Raw genomic sequence first — 20101 nt, 5'->3', positions numbered from 1 at the left:
GGGCCTGCCCTCATCGCTACCGCAGCTTATGCACACAGATTCTCAGACCATCTCGATCATCCTTTCTGTGTGCTTCTGCAGCACACTGTCATCCGCGTGGATGCGCTCGGCTGCGAAGACGTGGCTCCGGATCGCATCTACCAGAGGCATCAGGGTTGCCGCGGAGGCACCTACCCAGTCCGCGAGCGTCGATACGTCGAGGTCGATGCCTTCACGCTGGTAGACCTCGCTCTGACGATGGAGCGGCAGGTGTAGGCCATACTTGGCGACGTCACGCTTTTTTCGTCGCCCGCGAGGATCGACTGTGGCATCTCGCCGGTCGAGAGCTCGGCCGCCTACAATCGGCTCGCCAAGCCAGTGGGTTCGATGAGGGCGTGATGGTCGGTCATACGCCTATGTCTTCACTCTACGCTCGCACTCCACAAGGCAGCCTTCGCTGGAGCGTAACCGGTGGCTCCCCTGGGACAAATCACCAGGAGCTATAATCGAACACCATCGGCTGCGTGGACGACGCATAGACTTACCTCGCAACGATTTCTTCAACCTTTTGAATCGTCTTGGGTCGATCGCGATAGGCATCCAGATAGCGCAACCGCGCCACGTTGATCATCATCGCTATGATCGGAAATGCATACATGTTTTCTATTGTTGGAAAGATGGCGCTCATGGTTGCCATACTAATCCCACAACCGAACATGCTCGCGAACAGAGCCCAATATAGGTCACTATTCAACCTTCGCCCAACTCGCCAGGCGGTAACTGTTCCAGCCATAAGGAACATTAGGGCAACACCAGTTAAAATCACCCCGCAATCAAGAAAGAATTCGATAATCGCATTATGCGCTACGGTTTTCTCTAGCAGGGTTCCCGTATTCCAAAGTTGGCTCGTCCCTATTCCGTAGCGACCGGCGCCAAACAGGAACAGGCCGATATCGCTCGTCCACTCCTCCAGCAGAGGACGCCAAATGTATTCAACTCGGCCGGTCAGCAAGGCATCGGCCGAGACGACAGAACCGCTGCCAAATCCGATCGAAAGAAGGGCCTCAACGGTTGGCCCCCCGCCCCACACCAACGATGCGACGCCAGCCGCCACAGCACCGAAAACCAAAATGCCAAACCTGCGCCGCAGGATCAGGAACAGGAAACACGAAGCTGCTACTGCGACAAGCGCTGTTCGTGAATAGAGGAGAAGAACCGCCAGAAGCGACAGACATAGGGGCGCGATCCAGAGAGCGCCGCGTGTAAGAGCACGATAGAGCAACAACGGCACAGTGGAAATGAACATCGTTCCAATCACATTGTAATGATTTCCAAAATACACAATGCACAACAGGGCCATTTCGTCCCGGTCGCTATCGGTCATTCCGCCCGCGTGACCGGAAAGCAGAACGGACGGATTCATCAGCACGACCGCTATAAAAGCGATTGATAGCAACAGTATCGAAAGGCAGATCACCGTCGTGATCCTCTCGAGCTCTCGAAAGGAGCACATGCGCCTAAGGATAAACAGGAAGGAGAGAGTGTAGAAGGCTGGCACAATGCAAGCCGACAGTACGAAGTCAACGTAGGACCCTGGAACGCCAGGGAAGCGACTATGCAAGAGGGGCGCATTTGGAACTGATCGAATGAGAGCGATGGCAAACGTTGCGAAGTACAGGAGAAAGATTCTGATGGATCTTCGTTCGATTTTGTCGGTCGCGTGTAGTGGCGCAGTGTCGAACATCAGATAAGCCAAGACTACTGCTGATAATAAGTTGAAGGGTTTAAACCCTTGGATGTCGAACAAGTTGTCCGTTAGAAATAGTGCGCCCTGGAAGGGCCACATAAACACAAACAACAGAAAGAAAACTGTTCCGGCTTGCGCGACCGAATGCGGCAACGTCAGATGATAAGGTTCTCGGCCGTTGTGCGTCAAAGATGCAGTCATTGTGGGCCTACGGACCTCACCGTCCAATGAACTCTCAACACCTAGTCTCGCCGTATGGCGTCCACCCTGAGTAAATCAATTCAAAGTGGTTGCCCTGGGCGTTTTGACTGGGCGAGAAGGGGCGTCAAGGCCGCAATTAACTCGCGAGCTTTTGCTGTCGGCGAGTGATTGGCCCTAACATAAGTCTGACATCGTCGAGCGACCGCGTCGTATTCATTAGCACTCATGTCCCAGAATGTTTTCACGGATTTGGAAAGTGCCAACTCGTCCTCAGCCGATGCGCCAAGATTATGACGCACGACGAACGAGTCCGGATCGACTTGCCGCCGCGTCACAACAGGTGTGCCAGCGGCGAGAGCTTCCAGGAACACGTTCGAGAAGCCCTCGACATCCGATGTGCAGAGAAGCATCGTCGCTTCTGATAGAAATTGTTGAACGTCTGCCCGCCGGACATGTCCAACCAGCTCCACGTTTGGCAGATGGCGCAGGCCATCGACGGCGTCCAGCGTCGCTTGATCAACCTCTCGCTCTGGCATCCCTGCCACGCGGAATTTTACGGCTGGAAATTCCTGCGCGATTCGAAAAAGCAATGGCAGGTTCTTTCCATCGCGGAAGACACCAAGCCAGGCGACATATCTGCGTTCTGCGCGCGGCAAAGGAGCGGGCGCGTCCTCTGCCACGACAACGGCATTATGAAGGACGTGTATAGGCTTGCCCGGAAAAAGTGCAGCCAATTTTTCGCGTTGATACTCATTCTGACAGAGAAATGCGGCTGTTCGATGCCGAGCCCAAGAATAAGCTAACCATTCATAAAATCGAAGCCCGGCTTTGCATCGTTCATCGACGTTCATGTCACTGACAACGCGGTGAACGAATGGAATCCCTAGTCGGCCGGCGACAAAAGCCATGATGGCGGTATGGACCCCACATACGCCTTGGATCATAATATCTGGATGATAGGCACGGGCGGCTGCCAATGTTTTTGGGATATATGAGTAGAAATACTTCGCAATCCGCACCCCGTGCGCGGGATCATAGGTTTCGATAAGCTTGATTTTCTGGCCCGAACCTACATGGGCCAAAGCACCCTTCCAGGTAAGCAGAGCAGCTTCGTGACCGGCGTTTTCAAGCGCGCGAAACCATATCGAAAGTTGGACGGCCCAGCCGCCGATGGGATAGTCATCATCCTTCAATAGATGGGGAATGGAAAAATCTATCGAGAGAATTCGCACCTGACACCCCGAGCCTAGTGGGACCGCATCGACATATCTTCAATTCAAAAGGGATGCCAAGCGCCTCGTTCCGGTGTCCGCCACCGACGCTTCGCCCCATCGAAGATGCCACGCCTGAAACATCAAAACATTCCAAATGAGGAAATACCGCTCATTGTCTCCGGTCAAGAATTCGGTCCAGAGCGAGCGAATGCCCTCGACGTCAAGAACATCACCGGCGATCAGACAGTTTTCGCTCATCAGGTCTTCCGCCCAGTCTCGTAACGGACCGCGCAACCAATCTGCGAGCGGAACCCCGAACCCCATTTTCGGGCGCTCGACCAAATGATCGGGCACATGGCGGGCAAGAACACGCCGGAGCAAATGTTTGGGGCGCGGGGCACGCGCGTTCTGAATTGGTGGTAGCTTCCAGACCCATTCAACCAGGCAATGGTCGAGGAGCGGAACACGCACCTCAAGAGCGACAGCCATAGAGGCCCGATCAACCTTGGTTAGGATGTCATCGGGCAAGTACGTGCACATGTCCAGGTAGCGCATACGGTCCACCGGACTTGGCAAGAGGACATCGAGGTTTTGGCCCCAGCAGGCCGTCCGCACCTCTTGTGCCTCATTTACAAGACTGTCTGGGTTCGGATGGTGCGAAGCAATAATTTGATGGTACATGGAATCGATCGATGGAAGTGAAAGAATTTGCGCCAATCGATGGGCCTTTTGGCCGACCCGTGGCACGCGCCGAAAGTAGGGTACATAGCGCGCGATCCTATCGAACGTACTAGGCGGCACGGCGCGAATGCTTGACGACGCGAGGCGGCGGAGCGCAAGAGGCATCGTCGCATTCGGTCGCCAAACCTTCTGCGCCCATTGATACCGACTGTACCCCGAAAACAATTCGTCTCCACCATCGCCCGACAGAGCCACCTTGACGCGTTGTCGCGTCAAGGCGGAAACAATATGGGTCGGGATCTGGGAGGGGTCGGCGAATGGCTCATCATACATCTCGGCCAACTTCGGCACCACATCGAGAGCGTCGGCGCCGCTAACGGGAAACGTTGTATGGTCGGTCCCGAGATGTCGCGCGACAGCCTCGGCGTGTTTCGCTTCATCAAATTCCGGGTTCTCAAAGCTGATAGTAAATGTCCTGACTGGTCTCAGAGAAGCTTTCTGCATCAGTGCGACGACAGTTGATGAGTCGTAGCCACCCGACAGAAAGGCGCCAAGCGGAACATCCGCCACCATGCGGCGCGATACTGCATCATGCAGCAACGCTTCGAGCTCATCGACCAGCCCCTCTTCGTCGGCTTGCAGCGTATTTCGCTGCCCCTGCGAAACAACACCGGCCAGATCCCAGTACGCGCCCACTTCGGGGCCGCCGCCGCTCGCAATTTTGACGAACCCGGCGGGCGGCAGTTTGTAGACACCTTCATAGATCGTGAATGGACCCGGCACATAACCATGCCGAAGAAAGGCGGCGATCGCTCCACGATTGAGGCTTGGCTTCCAACCGGGATGAACGCGCAGCGACTTCAGTTCTGATCCGAACAAGACTAATCCATCGAAAATCGCCCAATAGAGCGGCTTTTCGCCCATTCGATCACGAGTTAAGAACAGTTGACGCTCTGCGGCGTCCCACGCCGCAATTGCGAACATCCCGTTCAAGCGGGCGATGGTCGATTTGACGCCCCATTGGGCGAATCCTTCGACGATAACTTCTGTATCTGAATGCCCACGAAACCGGACTCCGCAACGCTCCAATTCGGACTTCAGTTCTCGGAAATTATAGACTTCACCGTTGAACGTAATTGTATAACGGCCGTTGGCCGAGACCATCGGTTGATGTCCCATCGAGGACAAGTCGATAATTGCCAGGCGACACTGCCCGAAGGCAATGCTGGCTTGCTCGCTCAACCAAACTCCGCTGTCGTCCGGTCCGCGGTGACTCAAGATTTGCGTCATTGCGGACGCACGCCTTTTCAGATCTTGCAGGCTGCAACCATTGCGCTCCCAAATACCGGAAATTCCGCACATGCTTGAAAGAGCTCCCTAATGAGAGGACGTCAACGCATGGCATCCAAGCTCACAGGCTAGCAGCATAGTATTTTGAACCGGTCCGCCGCTCGACCCTTTCGGACTACCCATCCTCGATCACCAGAAGCCCAGAGCGGCAGTTCACGGCCGAACGGCCCCGGAGCTCGCGCCCAAGCCGCGTGTTCGCCAAAGAATACGAGCGAGCAGCCAAGCTGAGCGCTCTTGGGAATGAAGTCGACCACTCGATCGAATAGGTTGAACTGTCGCCCGGATCGAGGGCCGCACGGGCGCCCCGAAATCGCGCGCCCTCACTTAGGCGAGGCCGACCTTATGAACAGAAACTCCGTGTTTGCCTCACCTGTCACCATCCTTTGCAAGCTGAAACCAAGCTCTTTGCAAAAGGAAACGGCATCTTTGTCATAGACAAATTCCATCGGCCAACCGCCAAGCCAATCACGAACGTCCGTAAACATATTCATGCCGCGACTCTTTTTGTATTCGTGCATCCTCCACAGGAACAGAGGTAGCCGCAGCGGATTATAGCGCAGCTGAAAACGCCAGACGTACCAAAGATCCATGTAGCGTCTCTTCAGCCATCCCGCCATAACATACTTTTGCTTGACGTCGAGCCAAAATTCCGGTGGCGGATTGACTTGAACATCCGCTGAATAGAGAGCGATATAAAACATACCACCGGGCCTAACACACGCTGCGGCATTGCGAATTGCATGCCAGACGTCTCCCGTGTGATGCAGAACTCCCCACGAATAGACCAAGTCGTATGCCCCCAAGTTCTTCACGAACGTATCGTCAAGAACGGAGCCTTGCTCGACGGTCCAATTTGAGGGATTGCCTACCTGAGCCTGGACGTATCGGCTCGTAGTGACCGAATTCGCATCATAGTCAAAGCCACGAACGGATACTGCGCCTGCCTCTAGGGCGGCAACGGAGTGAAGTCCGCTTCCGCATCCAATATCGAGGAACGTTAGCCCCTTGAGGTCGTCCCGTTCGATGAAGTCGAGAAGGTGCTTCTTGGAAATCCGCACCCTCTCGGGTCCGAAATTCTTTTGAATGAAGTGGTGCCAGTTATTCCCAAACTCGAATCTCTGTCCCTCTTCTTGAACCATGCTACTCACTACCCACTCCTCCTGACGCACGGGCCGGACGACAGCGCAGTTTGGTTGAGCAAGCCAGCATTCCAGACGCCCGCCTCTTCAGATCTTGCAGGCTGCAACCATTACGCTCCTAAATTCCGGAAATTGCACACATGCTTGAAAAGAGCTCCCCAATGAGGGAACGTCAACGCATGGCATCACACTCACACTTAGCACCATACTATTTGGACCGGTCCATGGCTCGACCCTTTCGGATTACCCATTCTCGAGCACCAGCAGTCCAAACCAACAGATCGGCACTGGCTAGGCGTAAGCAGGGAAGCTCTAGGTTGCAGTCAACGTGTCGCCATCCCAACTAAGCCGAACAACGTCCTCTTCTTCGCTCGTGGCAAAACCCTACACACGCCAGGCATAGAGCCAGACAAGATATTTGGCGCTTGGTGCCGACGAAAACGGCGTGGGCACCGGTGGCCCTGGCAGTTCAGCATCCACCCTCGCGTTGCTAACCGTGATGCGGAAGCCTGCTTGCGAAAGCGCCGTCCACAGTTCCGCCACCTGGTCTTGCACACCAGGATTGCAGTGCAATTCGCACGAAAGATATTTGACCAACCCCATTTTGCCTGTGGCGCACAGGTCTTTGAGCACGCCAAATTCGCTGCCCTCAATATCGACCTTGAGATAATCCACCGGCTCGGTAATCAGGTCACTTAAACGCACCGCCTCCACGAGAACCCCTGGTCCATCGCCGACATGGCCGCCCAGCGATCCCTCAGGCACAAACGATACTTTGCCAGCGACATCGCTAACGGCGGCGCGAACCACCGTGACGGAGGTGAGTTCGAGCACGCGCACATTCTCTTCCAGAAGGTCGGCTGTTTGCGGGTCGGCCTCAAAGACGGTGATGCGGGCACGCGGATAGCGCTGCTTGAACCAGATCACACTCATGCCAATGTTCCCGCCGCAATCAAGGATCACGGGCGCGTCGCCTAATCCGGCGACTTCATAGCCACGGTCCAGGAAAATCTCACGATAGAGCGACAGCATCACCTTGGCGTCCATATAGCGCACAGGTCCGAAGGGAAAGCGAAACGCGCCGGGGACGCGGCGAGGGTTGCGCTCGCCCAACCAGAAGAGGCGCATGCAGGTCCACGAACGTGTTCGCCTGACGACATGGACCATACCACGCGCCTGCCTGACCAGGTCTGCCAAGCTAAGGCTTTTGGGTGGGGCGCTAGCCGCTTGTACACTCATGGAAGTTCTTCCTTGCTCGCGGAGGACGCAAACATCGATACGTACATCTGCGGCCTATGCGGGCTCTGCCCGCACGCGGCCCCAGGGCAGTCGACTGCACAATATGGCCCAGAGCTCGCTGACCTCTGGCACGCGCAAGGCCAGGAGCAGCGCAACATAGATCACGAGGCCCGCGGCGCTCAGCAAGACGATCTGTATCAGCTGCGGCAGTGCAGCCGCCTGGGGCAGCATCGCCAGCACAGCGCACCACAGGAACGCCGCCGCTACCGCGGTTTTGGCCAGCGAAAAGCCAAGCTGCGGCAGGCGCAGCCCTTGCAGTCGTTTGTTAAGAATGAGCAGCAGCGTCAGCGCGCCAATGAGATACGTCAGCGTGGTAGCGAGCGCTATGCCTGCCACACCCCAGATTTGCATCAGCAGATAGTCAAAGACGGCGTTGAGCACCAGCGAAAGCACGGCGACGTTGCGCAGCGTGCGATTATCTTGCAGGGCGTTATAGATCCGTCCGTTGATAAAGCCGTAGGTCATGATGAATATATTCGGCGCGAGAAACATCACGGCCGACGCCACCAGATCGGTGGCCTGCGCGCTAAAATTGCCATGGTGATAGAAAATCTCCACCGCCGGGCGCGACAACGAACTCAGCAGCGCGCCAGCGGGCAAGAGGATGATTGCGGAAAAAATGACGACCTGTCGGAAGGTGGTGGTTAGGAGCGCAAATTCGCGGCGGGCTACTTGCAGCGCGAAGATCGGCAAGAGCGCCGTGGAGAGCGCCGTATAGATGGTCCCCGAGGGCATATCCACCAGCTTGATCGCGTAGCTGAGCGAGGCAATGCTGCCCGGCGGCAAGAGCGACGCCATAAACTGATCGACCAGATTGTTGCCGTTGACCAGCAGCGCCCCAATCAGCATGGGCGCGGAAAGCGCGGCAATGCGCTGAATGCCCGGATGCCGCCAGGAAAAATCGAAACGAAAGCACAGCCCCATGCGCAGATAGGCCACGACTAGCAGCAAGAAATTCAGCGAATAACCCACAATCGTGGCCCAGCCCAGGGCATAGATGCCCCAGGAACGCGCAAACAGGAGAAACGCGATGGTGCTCAGCGCAATCGTAACGGGAGCCAGCGATGGCAGAGCGAATCGCCCATAGGCATTCAGAACAGAGCCAATCAGCGTCACCAGCACTTGCAGCAAAAGCACGGGCATCAGGAAGCGCAGGAGGATGACCGCCAGCGTCTGCGTTGGGGCATCCATCTGCCGCGCGAAGACCGTCACCACCAGTGGCGCGCCCGCGACCAGCGCCACTGTCACCACCAGCGCAATCAGCGTCCCCAGCGTCATCGCTGCCCAAAGTAAGCGCATGGACTCCGCCTCGCCGTTGTTCTCACGGTATTCCACAAAGACCGGAATCAATGCCGCGCCTACCGCCGCGGTCAAGATGCCAGAAATGGTTGTGGGCACGATCAGCGCAACCGTATACGCGTCCATGGTTGGGCCAGTGCCAAAGGCCGAAGCCGTCAGCACCTGGCTGACGATGCCGAGAAGCCGGGCGGCGACGGTGACATAGAACACGACCGAAATGGCGCGGCCAGCGTGAATCATGGTCCCCTGGCTTTTGGGCGCGCCATCGGGCGGGCTAGCTATTTCCCGAACGTTTGTGGATGTACTCATGCTCAAACTGTCTCATAAACCTTCTGTGCTGCAACAGCCTCGCGTGCGAGCGAAGTCACATGAAGCGCGGATTGACGCATTTCGGCAGATGCTCCGCATTGGCCACCACACGGGCGTCCGATATCAGCTTGCGGGCGCCGTCAACGTTGCCCTCGCCTACCGGGGACCTGATGTCGGACAGAAACGCGTTACCTAGAGGCTGGCCGGTCAACGTACCGACAGCCATGACCGCCGATGCAATCGAGATGAGCTCAACGGCCGCGCCCGGAAAGTTCGCTGCTACGGCCCATTGACCGGCCTGCGCGCGCAAGGCGAAAGAACCGCAGGCCATCGCAAGGGGTACCGAATGCTTTAATTGCATGCGGACCAACTGGCTGTCGAATCGGAGACCTCCGCACGCGCGCCTCCTGCGTGCGGCCTCCTCCAGCATACTTTCGTACTTCCTGCAGAGTGGAGCAAAGAAGAAGTGCTCGCGCACGTGCCGACGATCGCATCTTCCAAGGTCATGCCTGATACCGCGAGATTTCCACATGGGTCTTGCTGCGTAATCGATCCGGTCACCGATATTGAAGAAGCGACGATAAGTCAGCCGCATAAAATATAAGCTGCAGCGGTTTGCACGACGCGAGTGATTTCTTCCCGCGGCGAAGTCCATGCTTCGTAGCCGACCAAAATGAGCATAGCCAAATGCATATCAGGTGTTCAGGACTCCCGAAGCCGTTCTGGCGGATAATAGGGGTTACCTACGAGGTTTGGTCTCTTGCGGGAACAGGAGGCGGGTGCGGCGACCGCGACGCCATGGCTGACGGCGCTTGAGCACAAGGACGCGAAGACGAAGGCGCTACTGGCAGACGCCATGCACACTGACCATGCCAACGGATGTGGCTGCAAAAAGCTGGTGACGTCCGCCGCAAGGCGGGAGGCCGTGGCTCATTTGCGTAACAGTCTCTGGTAAAGGGCCGCACGCACCCGCTCAATACGAAGCGACTGGGGGACTGGGGAGCCTTTTGCCCGCGCGGATCCTATTTGGACATCCTATTGCAGCACGCCGGCGCTCGCGGCGTCGCGAGCCCATCAAGCCAGCGATCCCGCGCCGACGGCGGACGGTGCACTCGTCACGCAGGCGCTAGTCTTTCGGGTCCGGCCACGACGCGTGACGCTCCCGGCGCGCACGTGCTGCCTCGCATTCTGCACATCGCCATACATTCCTCGGGGCTTATGCCTGGTGGTAGCCCTTATTTTCCTTCGATTGGCTCAGTCGAAAACTGTATCGGGATTTGAATGAGCCCTTTACCGGTGGCTACGTGTTTATGCGGCAGTACGCTGATCGACTTTCACAATAGAGCGTTGCTGCAATCTTGCTCGGACTACAATTCGAATTACGGACAAGGCGCCTAGCAATGACAAAAATGACGGCCCTTATCTTCGCGCTGGCTGGCAGCATCGCGAACATCTCTAATGGATCGACATCCCTAGATATGAGGATAGCGGACGCAAGTAGTTCGTGGAATTTGCTGGCCCAGAGCCTTTCAGGCGATACTCACGACTCTGCTGGCACCTATAGCAACACGGCAGACCATACGAGCGCCGCGTCGCAGCCTGTAGATGGAACTAGAACAGTTGCTCCGTCGATTACGTCGTTTTCGGCTGAGTCGCCAACATTTCTTATTGGTGGCGACGTCTACCAAATTGAGACGGCGGGCAAGAGCTATAGCATAACCAACCCCGACCCGCAGACCCTGCGGTTCGAGGTCCATAAGGGCGACAATTGGGCACCCGGTGGTGATGGTTCTGGCGTTGATCGCTCCGAAATCCAAAATGACTCGACCGGCGTCAAGACCAACTGGGGTGCAGTGATCCCGGCCGGTACTCCGATTGTCATAGACTACCAGTTCATGGTGGAGGCCAACTCCCGCGGGACCTTCGTCAACACGCAGAACCACTCGAACGGCTTCTTTGTCGTTGGTCAGATGCACAACGATGATGGCGCGAGCGGCGTACCAACCTCACCGCCGTTCGCGGTCCAGATGGACGGCGACCGTCTTCAAATTGTCACCCGCTATGTTCCGCCCGGTGGGAATCCCCGCAATTCCTCATCCGCTCTCCATATGCTCACCCTCTGGACCGACCCGAATCCGATTCAGACCGGCGTCTACAACGACATTCGCGTTCGAACCAATTTTTCCAACAGCGGCGGCGGGTACCTGGACGTCTGGATCAACGGTAAGCAGGTTGTGAACTATCAGGGTCCTTTGGGCTTTGGGCAGGGCACCTATTGGGAATATGGCATCTATCGCTCGAGAGCGGCCGAGACGAGCGCCGTCCGTTACCGAGGTTTGACCTTAACAATCGGGTCGTCAACGCCTGTCTCGTCACGACGACCTGACTGACGGCGCACAGCTTCACTGGCAACACGACCTCGCTAGCGCGCGCAAATCCGGTCACGCTAGAACCCGCTGAACTTTTATCAGCTGGCGCGGCTGGATCAACAGGCGATCGACCGAGTGGAACGTTGAGTGCGTGTCACTCGGTGCAGACATGGCGAGCCGCTCGAGCAAGAAATGCTTGCGCGCTTCGGCATCACGGTCGACGATAGATCATTGTGACTGCCCGCGCTCCGCCCGCTTGCATGAGGGGCAGGAACCGACAGGGGTAACCCTGAAGGGTCCGCATATGGGACGAATATTGGATATCCTATGTTCGTCCATCCGACGGCAGGTGTCCGCCTACGCATGGGAATTGTTATCTCTCGCTGGACTGGAGCCCGTGACAAAATCATCCCCGGCTGAGGTCCGGTTCGCACCATTACCAGTGCGGATGTTGATCCGAGTTGGGTCGGGACGCCGGGCCGCAGATCTCAAGCAAGACTTTAGACGTGGCAGCCAGTTTGTGACGCAGCAGTTCAGGTCCCTTATGTTTGAGCCGCTCATGGAGAATAGATGAAAATCGCCATTCTCGTCGGCACTCGCCCGGAAATCATCAAAATGGCGCCGGTCATTCGCGAATGCCGGAAGCGAGAGCTCGACTACTTCATCATTCACTCGAAACAACATTACTCCGAGAAACTCGACGGGATCTTCTTTTCGGAGCTCGATCTTCCCGCGCCGAAATACAATTTGAATGTCGGCTCCGGCGGTCACGCGAACCAAACCGGCCGCATATTGATCGCGCTTGAGCCTATCCTAATGTCAGAGAAGCCCGATGTATTGCTCGTCCAGGGGGATACGAACACGGTGGTGGCCGGCGCCCTCGCGGCGCACAAACTTCATATCAAGGTAGGGCATGTCGAGGCCGGATTGCGCTCGTTTGACCAAACGATGCCCGAAGAAAGCAACCGAATTATCGCCGATCACATTTCGGACTATCTGTTTGCCGTCACCGACCTACAGGTCGGTTATCTGAAAAAGGAAGGCCTGCCGGAGTCGAAAATCTTCAAGGTCGGTAACACTATCGTAGACGCGATACTTTCTCATCGGGTTCAAGCGGAGAAAACGAGTCATATTCTTTCCGAACTGAAGTTGCAGAAGAAGGGGTATTATCTCCTCACGTCCCACCGGGCCGCAAACGTCGATGATCCCGATGCGTTGAGGGAAATCATCCACCTGATTACCAAGATCTCCGGCAAAGTGTGCTGGCCGATCCACTATCGCACACAGAAGGTACTCAAAGAAAGCAGGATTGATCTGCCTGAACATCTGACCTGGACCGAGCCCGTCGGCTATTCGGATTTCCTGACTTTGCTTTCGAATTGCACAGCCGTTATCACCGATTCCGGCGGCGTCCAGGAAGAAGCTTGTATCCTGGACGTACCTTGCGTGACGATCCGCGATCGTACGGAGCGGCCCGAAACCATCGATGTCGGCGCAAATGTTCTAGTACACCGAAACGCGGAGGCGATGGTCGCGGCCCTCAGTCGCCCGATGACCCCTTGGACGAACCCGTTTGGAGACGGCCACACCGCCGAGAGAATTCTCGACATCGTCACGCGCCAACATGCGCAGCCGGTCCCGCGAACGCAGGACACCGTTTGCGTTGCGGGCCTTGGCTATATGGGTCTTCCGACTTCGCTGCTGTTTGCGAACGCGGGCGTAACGGTTACTGGGTTTGATCTCAACGATAACAAGGTGAATGAGATTAACAGTGGCCACTGCCCATTTGAAGAAAAAGGTATTCCGGAATTGCTGACTGCGGCTTTGAACACTGGACGTTTCAAGGCTCAGACGGAGCCTGCGCCGGCAGACGTTTTCGTTGTGGCCGTACCGACGCCGCACAAAAACAAGAAATGCGATTTGTCCTTCGTTCTTTCGGCCGTGAATAGCCTCCTTCCCGTGATGAAAGATGGAAATCTTCTCATCATCGAATCCACAATCAAGCCGAAGACCTGTGAAGACATCTTACTTCCAATCCTCGAGTCGAAACATCTGAAAATCGAGGTCGCGCATTGCCCGGAACGCGCCATTCCCGGCAATACCTTGCATGAAATCGTGCACAATGATCGCATCATCGGCGCCACGTCGCCGGAAGCGGCACAGAGAGCGGAACTTCTCTATTCGACATTCACGAAGGGTTTGATTCACAAGACAACCCCCGTGACCGCAGAGTGCGCCAAGCTAATGGAAAACACTTTCCGCGACGTCAATATCGCTCTCGCGAACGAATTTTCCCTGATTGCCGACAAGTTCAAGTTCGACATCTCGGCTGCAATTGACCTCGCAAACAAACATCCGCGCGTCAACATTTTGCAACCGGGAATTGGCGTCGGCGGCCACTGCATCGCCATCGATCCATGGTTTTTGACCGAGGACATCGACGGCCTCAATGTCATTAGAGCGGCGCGCGAGCTGAACGACGAGATGCCGAAGCACACCGCCGAACGAATTCGAAACAAGATCGCTCCGTCCGCCAGGCGGATCGGTATTCTGGGAGTGAGTTACAAGCCGGACGTTGACGATGCTCGCGAAACCCCGGCTTTGGAGGTCGCAAGGCTTCTCTCCGAGAGATACGAAATCCGCTGCCATGATCCCTTCGTGAAAGCTTGGGAGTTCGAGCTATTCCCGCTCGAAGAGGTTGATGGATGGGCCGACGCCTTGGTAGTTCTTTCGAACCACAAGATCTACGGATCAAAGCAGTTTCGCTCCCCACTGCTTTCGTTCGATAATTTGATCAATGCCGAGCACCGCGTACTAGAGCTCAGGCACCATCACAGGGCATCTGATCTGACGCTCGCCGGCGTAGTGCCGCGATCATCGGACAGCCTTCCAGACGGGAGGCAAGCTCCGACGCCTGTGCTGCGCGATAATGATCTTTTAGCGAAGATCGTGCGGCAGAACTAGCTCGAATGTTACGTTCTGGTTCGAGAGGTGAGCGCAAGCCATCTAGGGCGCGCGAAGCGAGCAGTTACTGCTGGGAGCGGGAGTCTTTCGCTCACCATCATTTCCCGAACCGAATCATGATAAGGCTTCTGAACCATTCTCCGGTGGCCGCCCAGTATCCAGTCTTCTTCCGTCGGATAATTTGCCGTGGAAGGACCTTGTCCGTTGCGTCGCGCAGCACCGACTCATTTGCGGCAATCAGCGCGAACGATGCCTTCCACTTCGCGAACGATGTCGCTCAAAGCGCTGCGGGTGCCGCCGTTGGCCGCCGTGTTGCGGTCGCGGCGTTGGAACGGGATACTGTTATGGACGTCGGCGCTGGTTTCGATGAGCACCATCTTGCCTTCTTTTTGCAAGTGGCGATCCACCGCGCCGCTTTCGCCGCGGAAGATGCTGTAAACCGGGATACCAAGCGCAGCGGCTTCGCGGTTCATGGTGCCGCCACCGCTGACCACGAGGTCCGAATGCCAGAGCAGATTCAAGCCATCGACGGCCTGCTTGGGAACGATCACCTTGTCGCCTTCAAACCACCTCGGCCAGCTTGCTCGGATGTGCGATTCCTGCGCTTTGTTGCGCGGCAGCAAAACCGCCTTCACGCCGGGCGTCACCATTACGCGCTCCATGAACTCAATGAAGAACCTTTCGCTTTCGGGATTGTGATAGTGCGCCTCCGTCGCGGGCGGACGAACTGTGACGATGATCTCCTTGTCGCCCAGATTAAGTTGCTCGCTGAGGGAGGTGTCCGGCTTGAATTCCGGTGCGTAGACATCTTCCTTGATGCCGCGATATTTACGGATGCGTTCTTTCGACTTGGCGTGAAGATTTTCGCTCAACAGAACTTCGGGAACGATTTCCCAACGCGGCGCTACGATCGCCGGCATCTCGGAATGTTCATAGTCCATAATCATCACCGTCGGGATGCGGAAGAGATTGCAGATGACGATCTGCGCACGCGCACCGTGGTTCAATCCCATGATCGGACGCTCCTTCAGCACGAAGCCGAGCAATTGCAGGCTGCGCCAGGCGAGGCCCCACGCCTTGAGGAGGCGGTTCTTGCCGTAGTGACGGCCGATCTTTTTGTAAGTGAATCCAAACTTGTCCGCCAACTCGCACACTTGAAACGCGTCGCGGGCGGTCAGCACGACCGTGTATCCGCGTTGTTCCAGTTCGCGGATGATGGGCTTGAAAAACGGAATATGCGGTGTGTTCTCTAGGTCGATCCAGATTTTTTTGCCGGCGCCAGTACGGCTGGCATCGGCACTCGGGGCGGACATGGGAGGGTTTAACGGCATCGGCAACGGAGCGGACATAGGTTTAGCCTGGCGAGGCAAGCGGCCGTCGTCATGCCGACGTAACCAGGTCGAAGACCGCAATTTTCGTTTTAATTCACCACCGGCATTACGTTGTGCTGCCAACGCTAGCGGCTACTCTGTCTGAAAGGTCGACGGTTTCGTTTAAAACGTCGTGATCGAATCATTCGGACGTGAAACTCGGCACCGAGTGTATTCTTTCATCTGCGCCGAGCTTCAACTTTTTTGGGCTACCTATTCTGGCTGTGGCGAGGAAGACGGGCGGAAGGGGTGCCGGGTGGCCTTGATCATGACCGCGTCAAACCTTTACGCCTTGGCTGAATGAGGAGCGTTTCCGATCCAACCTGGCCTCGCTAGGAGCTTCGTGCCTGAGAGCCGAAGCAGCATGACCACGCTCGTTGCGGTCCGGCCCCGGCTATACGCCAAAACGAAAGAGGTGCCCGTAATTGTCACGAAGTTCGGACAGATATCGCCGAGCCGCCACTCCAAGTCGGTATGAGACCGATTCCGAATCCGGGGAAGCATCCGGCTGTTCGCGATAAACGCAGCGGATATCCGCCGTTCTGCCGGGCGGGATATCGACGATCACTCGAAGGCATCCACCCATATATTCGTGTGGGACGACTTCCTGGTTGACCGTAACATCTTTCAAAGAGACGACCTGTGGCTCTTGCTTCAAGACCTGGATCCGTTGTGTCATGGCCCCCATGTTTTCGATGCGGAGCTGTTCAGCAAACATCTTTACCATGATTGTTCCGCCGTCGCGTCTAATGCTGTAGCTGCGGCAAACGGCGTTTCCGAGAGGCCGCCAAGAGAGTTTCCACCGCAAGGATGCAAGCTGTCGGAGGAACACGGCCAGTTCGCTGCCATGGTCCCGGAAAATGTCGTGATGCCCGGCGATGAAGCACGGCTTGCCCAGGAGTCCGTCAAATGCGAAGTTTTCAATGCCGTGGTCGATGTACCGCCGGGTAAAAATTGGGAATCCGCCATACCGGAGGATGGCGACACTCCACAAGTCGACAAGTGTCGTTTCGTTCGACACATCACCGGACGGTGCGACTTCCGTGTTCACTGCCGCTACGAAGCCGTTTCGCTTGAGAGCCGACACTGCCTCGGGCGAGAATGCCCCTTGCGGGAAAACCATTACGTTTTCATGATCAAGCGCAGTCTCGTTAAGAAGCGACTGCATCCGAAATCTGGCGGTCTTCAGTTTTCTGTCGAGCAGGTCGGCTGAACGGGCTGCAAATTCGCCACGGGTGTGATCGCAGCCGTGCACACAGACGGACAGTTTTCCGCTACTTTGCCGAAACACTGCAACGGTGTCGCGATTTGTTCGTTGCCAGTTCCATGGAATGAAGGCGACGGTCGTCGCGAGCGGCTGCTTGTTGGCCAAGTGCAGTAGCTCGCCAAAATCGAGAAAGCCGTACCGTGGCCACAGAGGCGGATCGTCGATGATCAGGCACGCGTTTGTTTCGGAGGTAATCCAGCAGACGTCGCGGAACGACCACTTCAGATACATTACGACTGGCACCACACCGGCGAAACGCTTCTTCACATCAAAATAAGTCTCAGCGCGTTCGCGAATGTCCACCATCGCCAGTGACGCGTCGGCAAAAAAACTCACGCCGGAATGAGCAAATCCGGCGAACAGGTGTCCCTCAGGTGCCCCGAGGATGCTCTGCAATTCGCCACCATCCCTGATGACAAGCGCCGCATCCGCAGCGCCGGGCTCCAGTTGGATCCGCAGGGCCGACATTGGACCGCACATGTCTGGAAAAGCATCGGTGACGGACACGGTTATCGGCCACGCGTCGATGTTGCGGATTTCCGCCTCCGGGTCTCCCGTGATCTGGCGCAGCAGAGCCCTGCAGGGATCGGCAGCTTGAAATCCATAGACGAACACGGAAGCGGCTGCCGCCAACCAAGTCGGAAACGATCCGGCCTTGCAGGGCTGCAGGGCTTCGGCGAGACAGGGCGCGGAAGTCAGGATAGAGAATCGCGGATGACTTGCTGTCAGCGTGGCTACCTTATCCCCGCTCGCTTCGCTGACTGTCAGCGCCGTCCATGGAATCCCGAAAAAATCTAGGATTTCCGCCAGGTTGCAATCCGCAGGCGACGGAGGGTCGTCGCGGCGGAGCAGGAGCGCGATCGAAGAGCTCGTATCCATGGCGTCGGCGCTCCATCCTGGTTGTCGCATCATCCCTAGGCAAGGCCAGCGGACCTCCTGCGGACCGTCCGCGACCTCCAGACTGTGCTCCTCTTTCGGGAGTCCTATACGAAAGATCACCAGGTTTCCACTGAAGGACGCCGGCGCAATAGTTCTGTCGGCCAACCTATCGCAATGGGTGATGTAGTTTGCGGTCCTTCATCATCGAAAACCCGCCGATGCCGGTCGATCGTCGCGCAGCTCGGGCGATAAGCCCCACCCTGAAGCAGCCGGCCGAGGAGCGTGGTCCACCAGAAGGGATCTGGGTCGCCAGAAGCGTCTCCGATTTCGGGCAGCTGCACGACCGCTGGAAGATTAGTCCCCCTTCGGCAAGTCTTGCTGCCACGATCAGATTACGGCTCCGTGGCAAGTTAGCTGGCCGATCTGTGAGCCCCGCAATTCGCGCTTAGCTTTCAAGTCCGCCACGCAGTCGTTTGGCGCAACCCTCAGCTTCGAGCTTCCGGACAATGCGTTGGATTGTTGTAGGTTCATTTCCGATCATGGAGCAGGCGCGCAGGCTCGTAGAGAGCGACGGGGTGCTGTTCTCTGCCGGCGCTTGGACACGCCGGAAAACAATGCGATCCAGGAATTCATGAATCAAAACATGTAGCTCTTTGTCGCAACGGCGCGGCCGTTGCGCCGAAAAACCAACGGAGTGACAAGGCTTTAGATATTTGACCGGCCAATCAATCATTGGTTATGACGAACGCTACGAAACGCGGGGGTATTCCAACCTGCGTACCCCAAAAGAGCGTAGATCATAATCCGTGTTCTACGTCAGCGCGCGCGCGCAATCGGCTATCTTGAATGAATGCACGCTGAGCGCCTTCAAACAAGGAGCCAACATGGCGAATAAGGACGCCAAAATTCGGACCGCGAGCGGCGCCCCGTCGCTAGCCATAATCGGTTGCGGCTACTGGGGTTCGAAACACATCCGTGTCAGTTGCGATATACGCGACGCAAGGATGTCGCTGGCCGTTGATCCACGCCCTGACAGATTGGAATATATCCGTTCACAATATCCTTCGGTCGCCGTTTCACGTGATATCGGCGCGATACTGAATAACCCCTCCATAGACGGGGTCATTGTCGCCACCCCCGTGGAGACGCACTTTGAATTGGCGCGGGCGGTGCTCCGGGCCGGAAAGCATGCGCTCGTCGAGAAGCCGTTGGCCATGACGAGCGCACAATGCCGCGAGTTGAATGCGATCGCCGAAGAGCGCAAGCGTGTGCTGATGGTGGGGCATACGTTTGAGTATCACCCGGCGGTCGGTGTCATGCGCCAGATGATCCAGAGCGGCTCTCTCGGCGAGCTTTACTACATCGATTCGCGGCGCCTAAATCTCGGTCTCTACCGGCAGGATGCCAATGTCCTTTGGGACTTGGCGCCGCACGACCTCTCGATAATCTTCTGCTTGCTGGAGGAGGTGCCGCAAACCATCGGCGCCTGGGGTTGCGCGCACGTTCTGCCCAACGTCGAGGATGTTGTTTACGCCAAGATGGGCTTCAAGAGCGGCCCGACTGCTCACGTGCATGTTTCCTGGTTGGACCCGGTCAAGGTGCGCCAGATCACGATGGTCGGAAGCGACGCGATGCTGGTGTTCGACGACGTGCAACCGTCCGAGAAAGTACGCGTTTACCAGAAGCGATTCAGGCCACAGATCAACGGCGACTCCTATGCCGACTTCCAGTCGGCCTATCATCATGGCGACGTGCACATCCCCGCGATATCCAGCAGCGAACCATTGAAACTCGAGATACTCGACTTCGTCAATGCGATCACGACCGGAGAACGGCCGCGCGCGGACGCAGTGCACGGGCTCCGCGTTGTCGAAGCGCTCGAGGCGGCTTCGGCGTGTCTACGGCTCAAGCACAAACACGGTAGCAATAAGGATCAACGGATATTTCGGCGGCCCAATATGCCGGCGGGAGGTCCCGCAATTGCTGTCGCATGAAGCCACGCGACGGAAGGTGACACCGCGGGAATGCGGCAAA

Annotated in this window: 12 protein-coding genes and 1 pseudogene; 3 read left to right on the top strand and 10 right to left on the bottom strand. The window is 56.8% G+C overall.

All coding sequences use genetic code 11. The features are described from left to right. Positions 1 to 78: 78 nt before the first annotated feature. From XH88_RS10965 to XH88_RS10930, 8 genes and pseudogenes are all read right to left on the bottom strand, one after another. A pseudogene (locus XH88_RS10965) lies at positions 79 to 267 on the bottom strand (IS66 family transposase); the annotation flags it as partial. 253 nt (positions 268 to 520) lie between these two features. Next, positions 521 to 1927 (bottom strand): O-antigen ligase family protein, encoded by a 1407-nt coding sequence (locus XH88_RS10960; RefSeq protein ID WP_271615369.1) that lies wholly within the window; start codon positions 1925 to 1927, stop codon positions 521 to 523. 80 nt (positions 1928 to 2007) lie between these two features. Next, positions 2008 to 3159 (bottom strand): glycosyltransferase family 4 protein, encoded by a 1152-nt coding sequence (locus XH88_RS10955; protein WP_271615368.1) that lies wholly within the window; start codon positions 3157 to 3159, stop codon positions 2008 to 2010. A gap of 39 nt (positions 3160 to 3198) precedes the next feature. Further along, the gene (asnB, locus tag XH88_RS10950; RefSeq protein ID WP_271615367.1) at positions 3199 to 5184 is read right to left on the bottom strand and encodes an asparagine synthase (glutamine-hydrolyzing); all 1986 of its coding nucleotides are present in this window, start codon (positions 5182 to 5184) and stop codon (positions 3199 to 3201) included. Between the two features lie 308 nt (positions 5185 to 5492). After that, complete coding sequence (locus XH88_RS10945; protein ID WP_271615374.1) at positions 5493 to 6311, bottom strand: class I SAM-dependent methyltransferase; 819 nt, start codon at positions 6309 to 6311, stop codon at positions 5493 to 5495. A 384-nt stretch (positions 6312 to 6695) separates the two neighbouring features. Beyond that, positions 6696 to 7439, bottom strand: coding sequence for an FkbM family methyltransferase (locus XH88_RS10940; protein WP_271615366.1), 744 nt, complete (start codon positions 7437 to 7439; stop codon positions 6696 to 6698). Between the two features lie 165 nt (positions 7440 to 7604). Then, positions 7605 to 9149 carry a murein biosynthesis integral membrane protein MurJ gene (gene murJ, locus XH88_RS10935; protein ID WP_271615365.1) on the bottom strand — a complete coding sequence of 515 codons (1545 nt, stop codon included), beginning with the start codon at positions 9147 to 9149 and terminating at the stop codon, positions 7605 to 7607. Between the two features lie 124 nt (positions 9150 to 9273). Next, entirely contained in the window at positions 9274 to 9873 is a 600-nt protein-coding gene (locus tag XH88_RS10930) for a hypothetical protein (protein WP_271615364.1), read from the bottom strand. Positions 9874 to 10618: 745 nt separating this feature from the next. Between XH88_RS10930 and XH88_RS10925 the strand changes: the two genes are divergently transcribed. Continuing rightward, the gene (locus XH88_RS10925) at positions 10619 to 11608 is read left to right on the top strand and encodes a heparin lyase I family protein (RefSeq protein ID WP_271615363.1); all 990 of its coding nucleotides are present in this window, start codon (positions 10619 to 10621) and stop codon (positions 11606 to 11608) included. Positions 11609 to 12157: 549 nt separating this feature from the next. Then, positions 12158 to 14551 carry a non-hydrolyzing UDP-N-acetylglucosamine 2-epimerase gene (gene wecB, locus XH88_RS10920; protein ID WP_271615362.1) on the top strand — a complete coding sequence of 798 codons (2394 nt, stop codon included), beginning with the start codon at positions 12158 to 12160 and terminating at the stop codon, positions 14549 to 14551. Between the two features lie 224 nt (positions 14552 to 14775). Here wecB and XH88_RS10915 read toward each other — a convergent pair whose 3' ends face one another. Continuing rightward, the gene (locus tag XH88_RS10915; RefSeq protein WP_271615361.1) at positions 14776 to 15900 is read right to left on the bottom strand and encodes a DUF354 domain-containing protein; all 1125 of its coding nucleotides are present in this window, start codon (positions 15898 to 15900) and stop codon (positions 14776 to 14778) included. Between the two features lie 415 nt (positions 15901 to 16315). Then, positions 16316 to 18067 (bottom strand): hypothetical protein, encoded by a 1752-nt coding sequence (locus XH88_RS10910; RefSeq protein WP_271615360.1) that lies wholly within the window; start codon positions 18065 to 18067, stop codon positions 16316 to 16318. Positions 18068 to 18873: 806 nt separating this feature from the next. Here XH88_RS10910 and XH88_RS10905 point away from each other — a divergent pair. Next, positions 18874 to 20061 (top strand): Gfo/Idh/MocA family protein, encoded by a 1188-nt coding sequence (locus XH88_RS10905; RefSeq protein ID WP_271615359.1) that lies wholly within the window; start codon positions 18874 to 18876, stop codon positions 20059 to 20061. Positions 20062 to 20101 lie beyond the last annotated feature (40 nt).

The sequence above is a fragment of the Bradyrhizobium sp. CCBAU 51627 genome (assembly GCF_028128765.1).
Lineage (GTDB): Bacteria > Pseudomonadota > Alphaproteobacteria > Rhizobiales > Xanthobacteraceae > Bradyrhizobium.
This window is presented reverse-complemented; position numbering and strand designations above follow the sequence as displayed.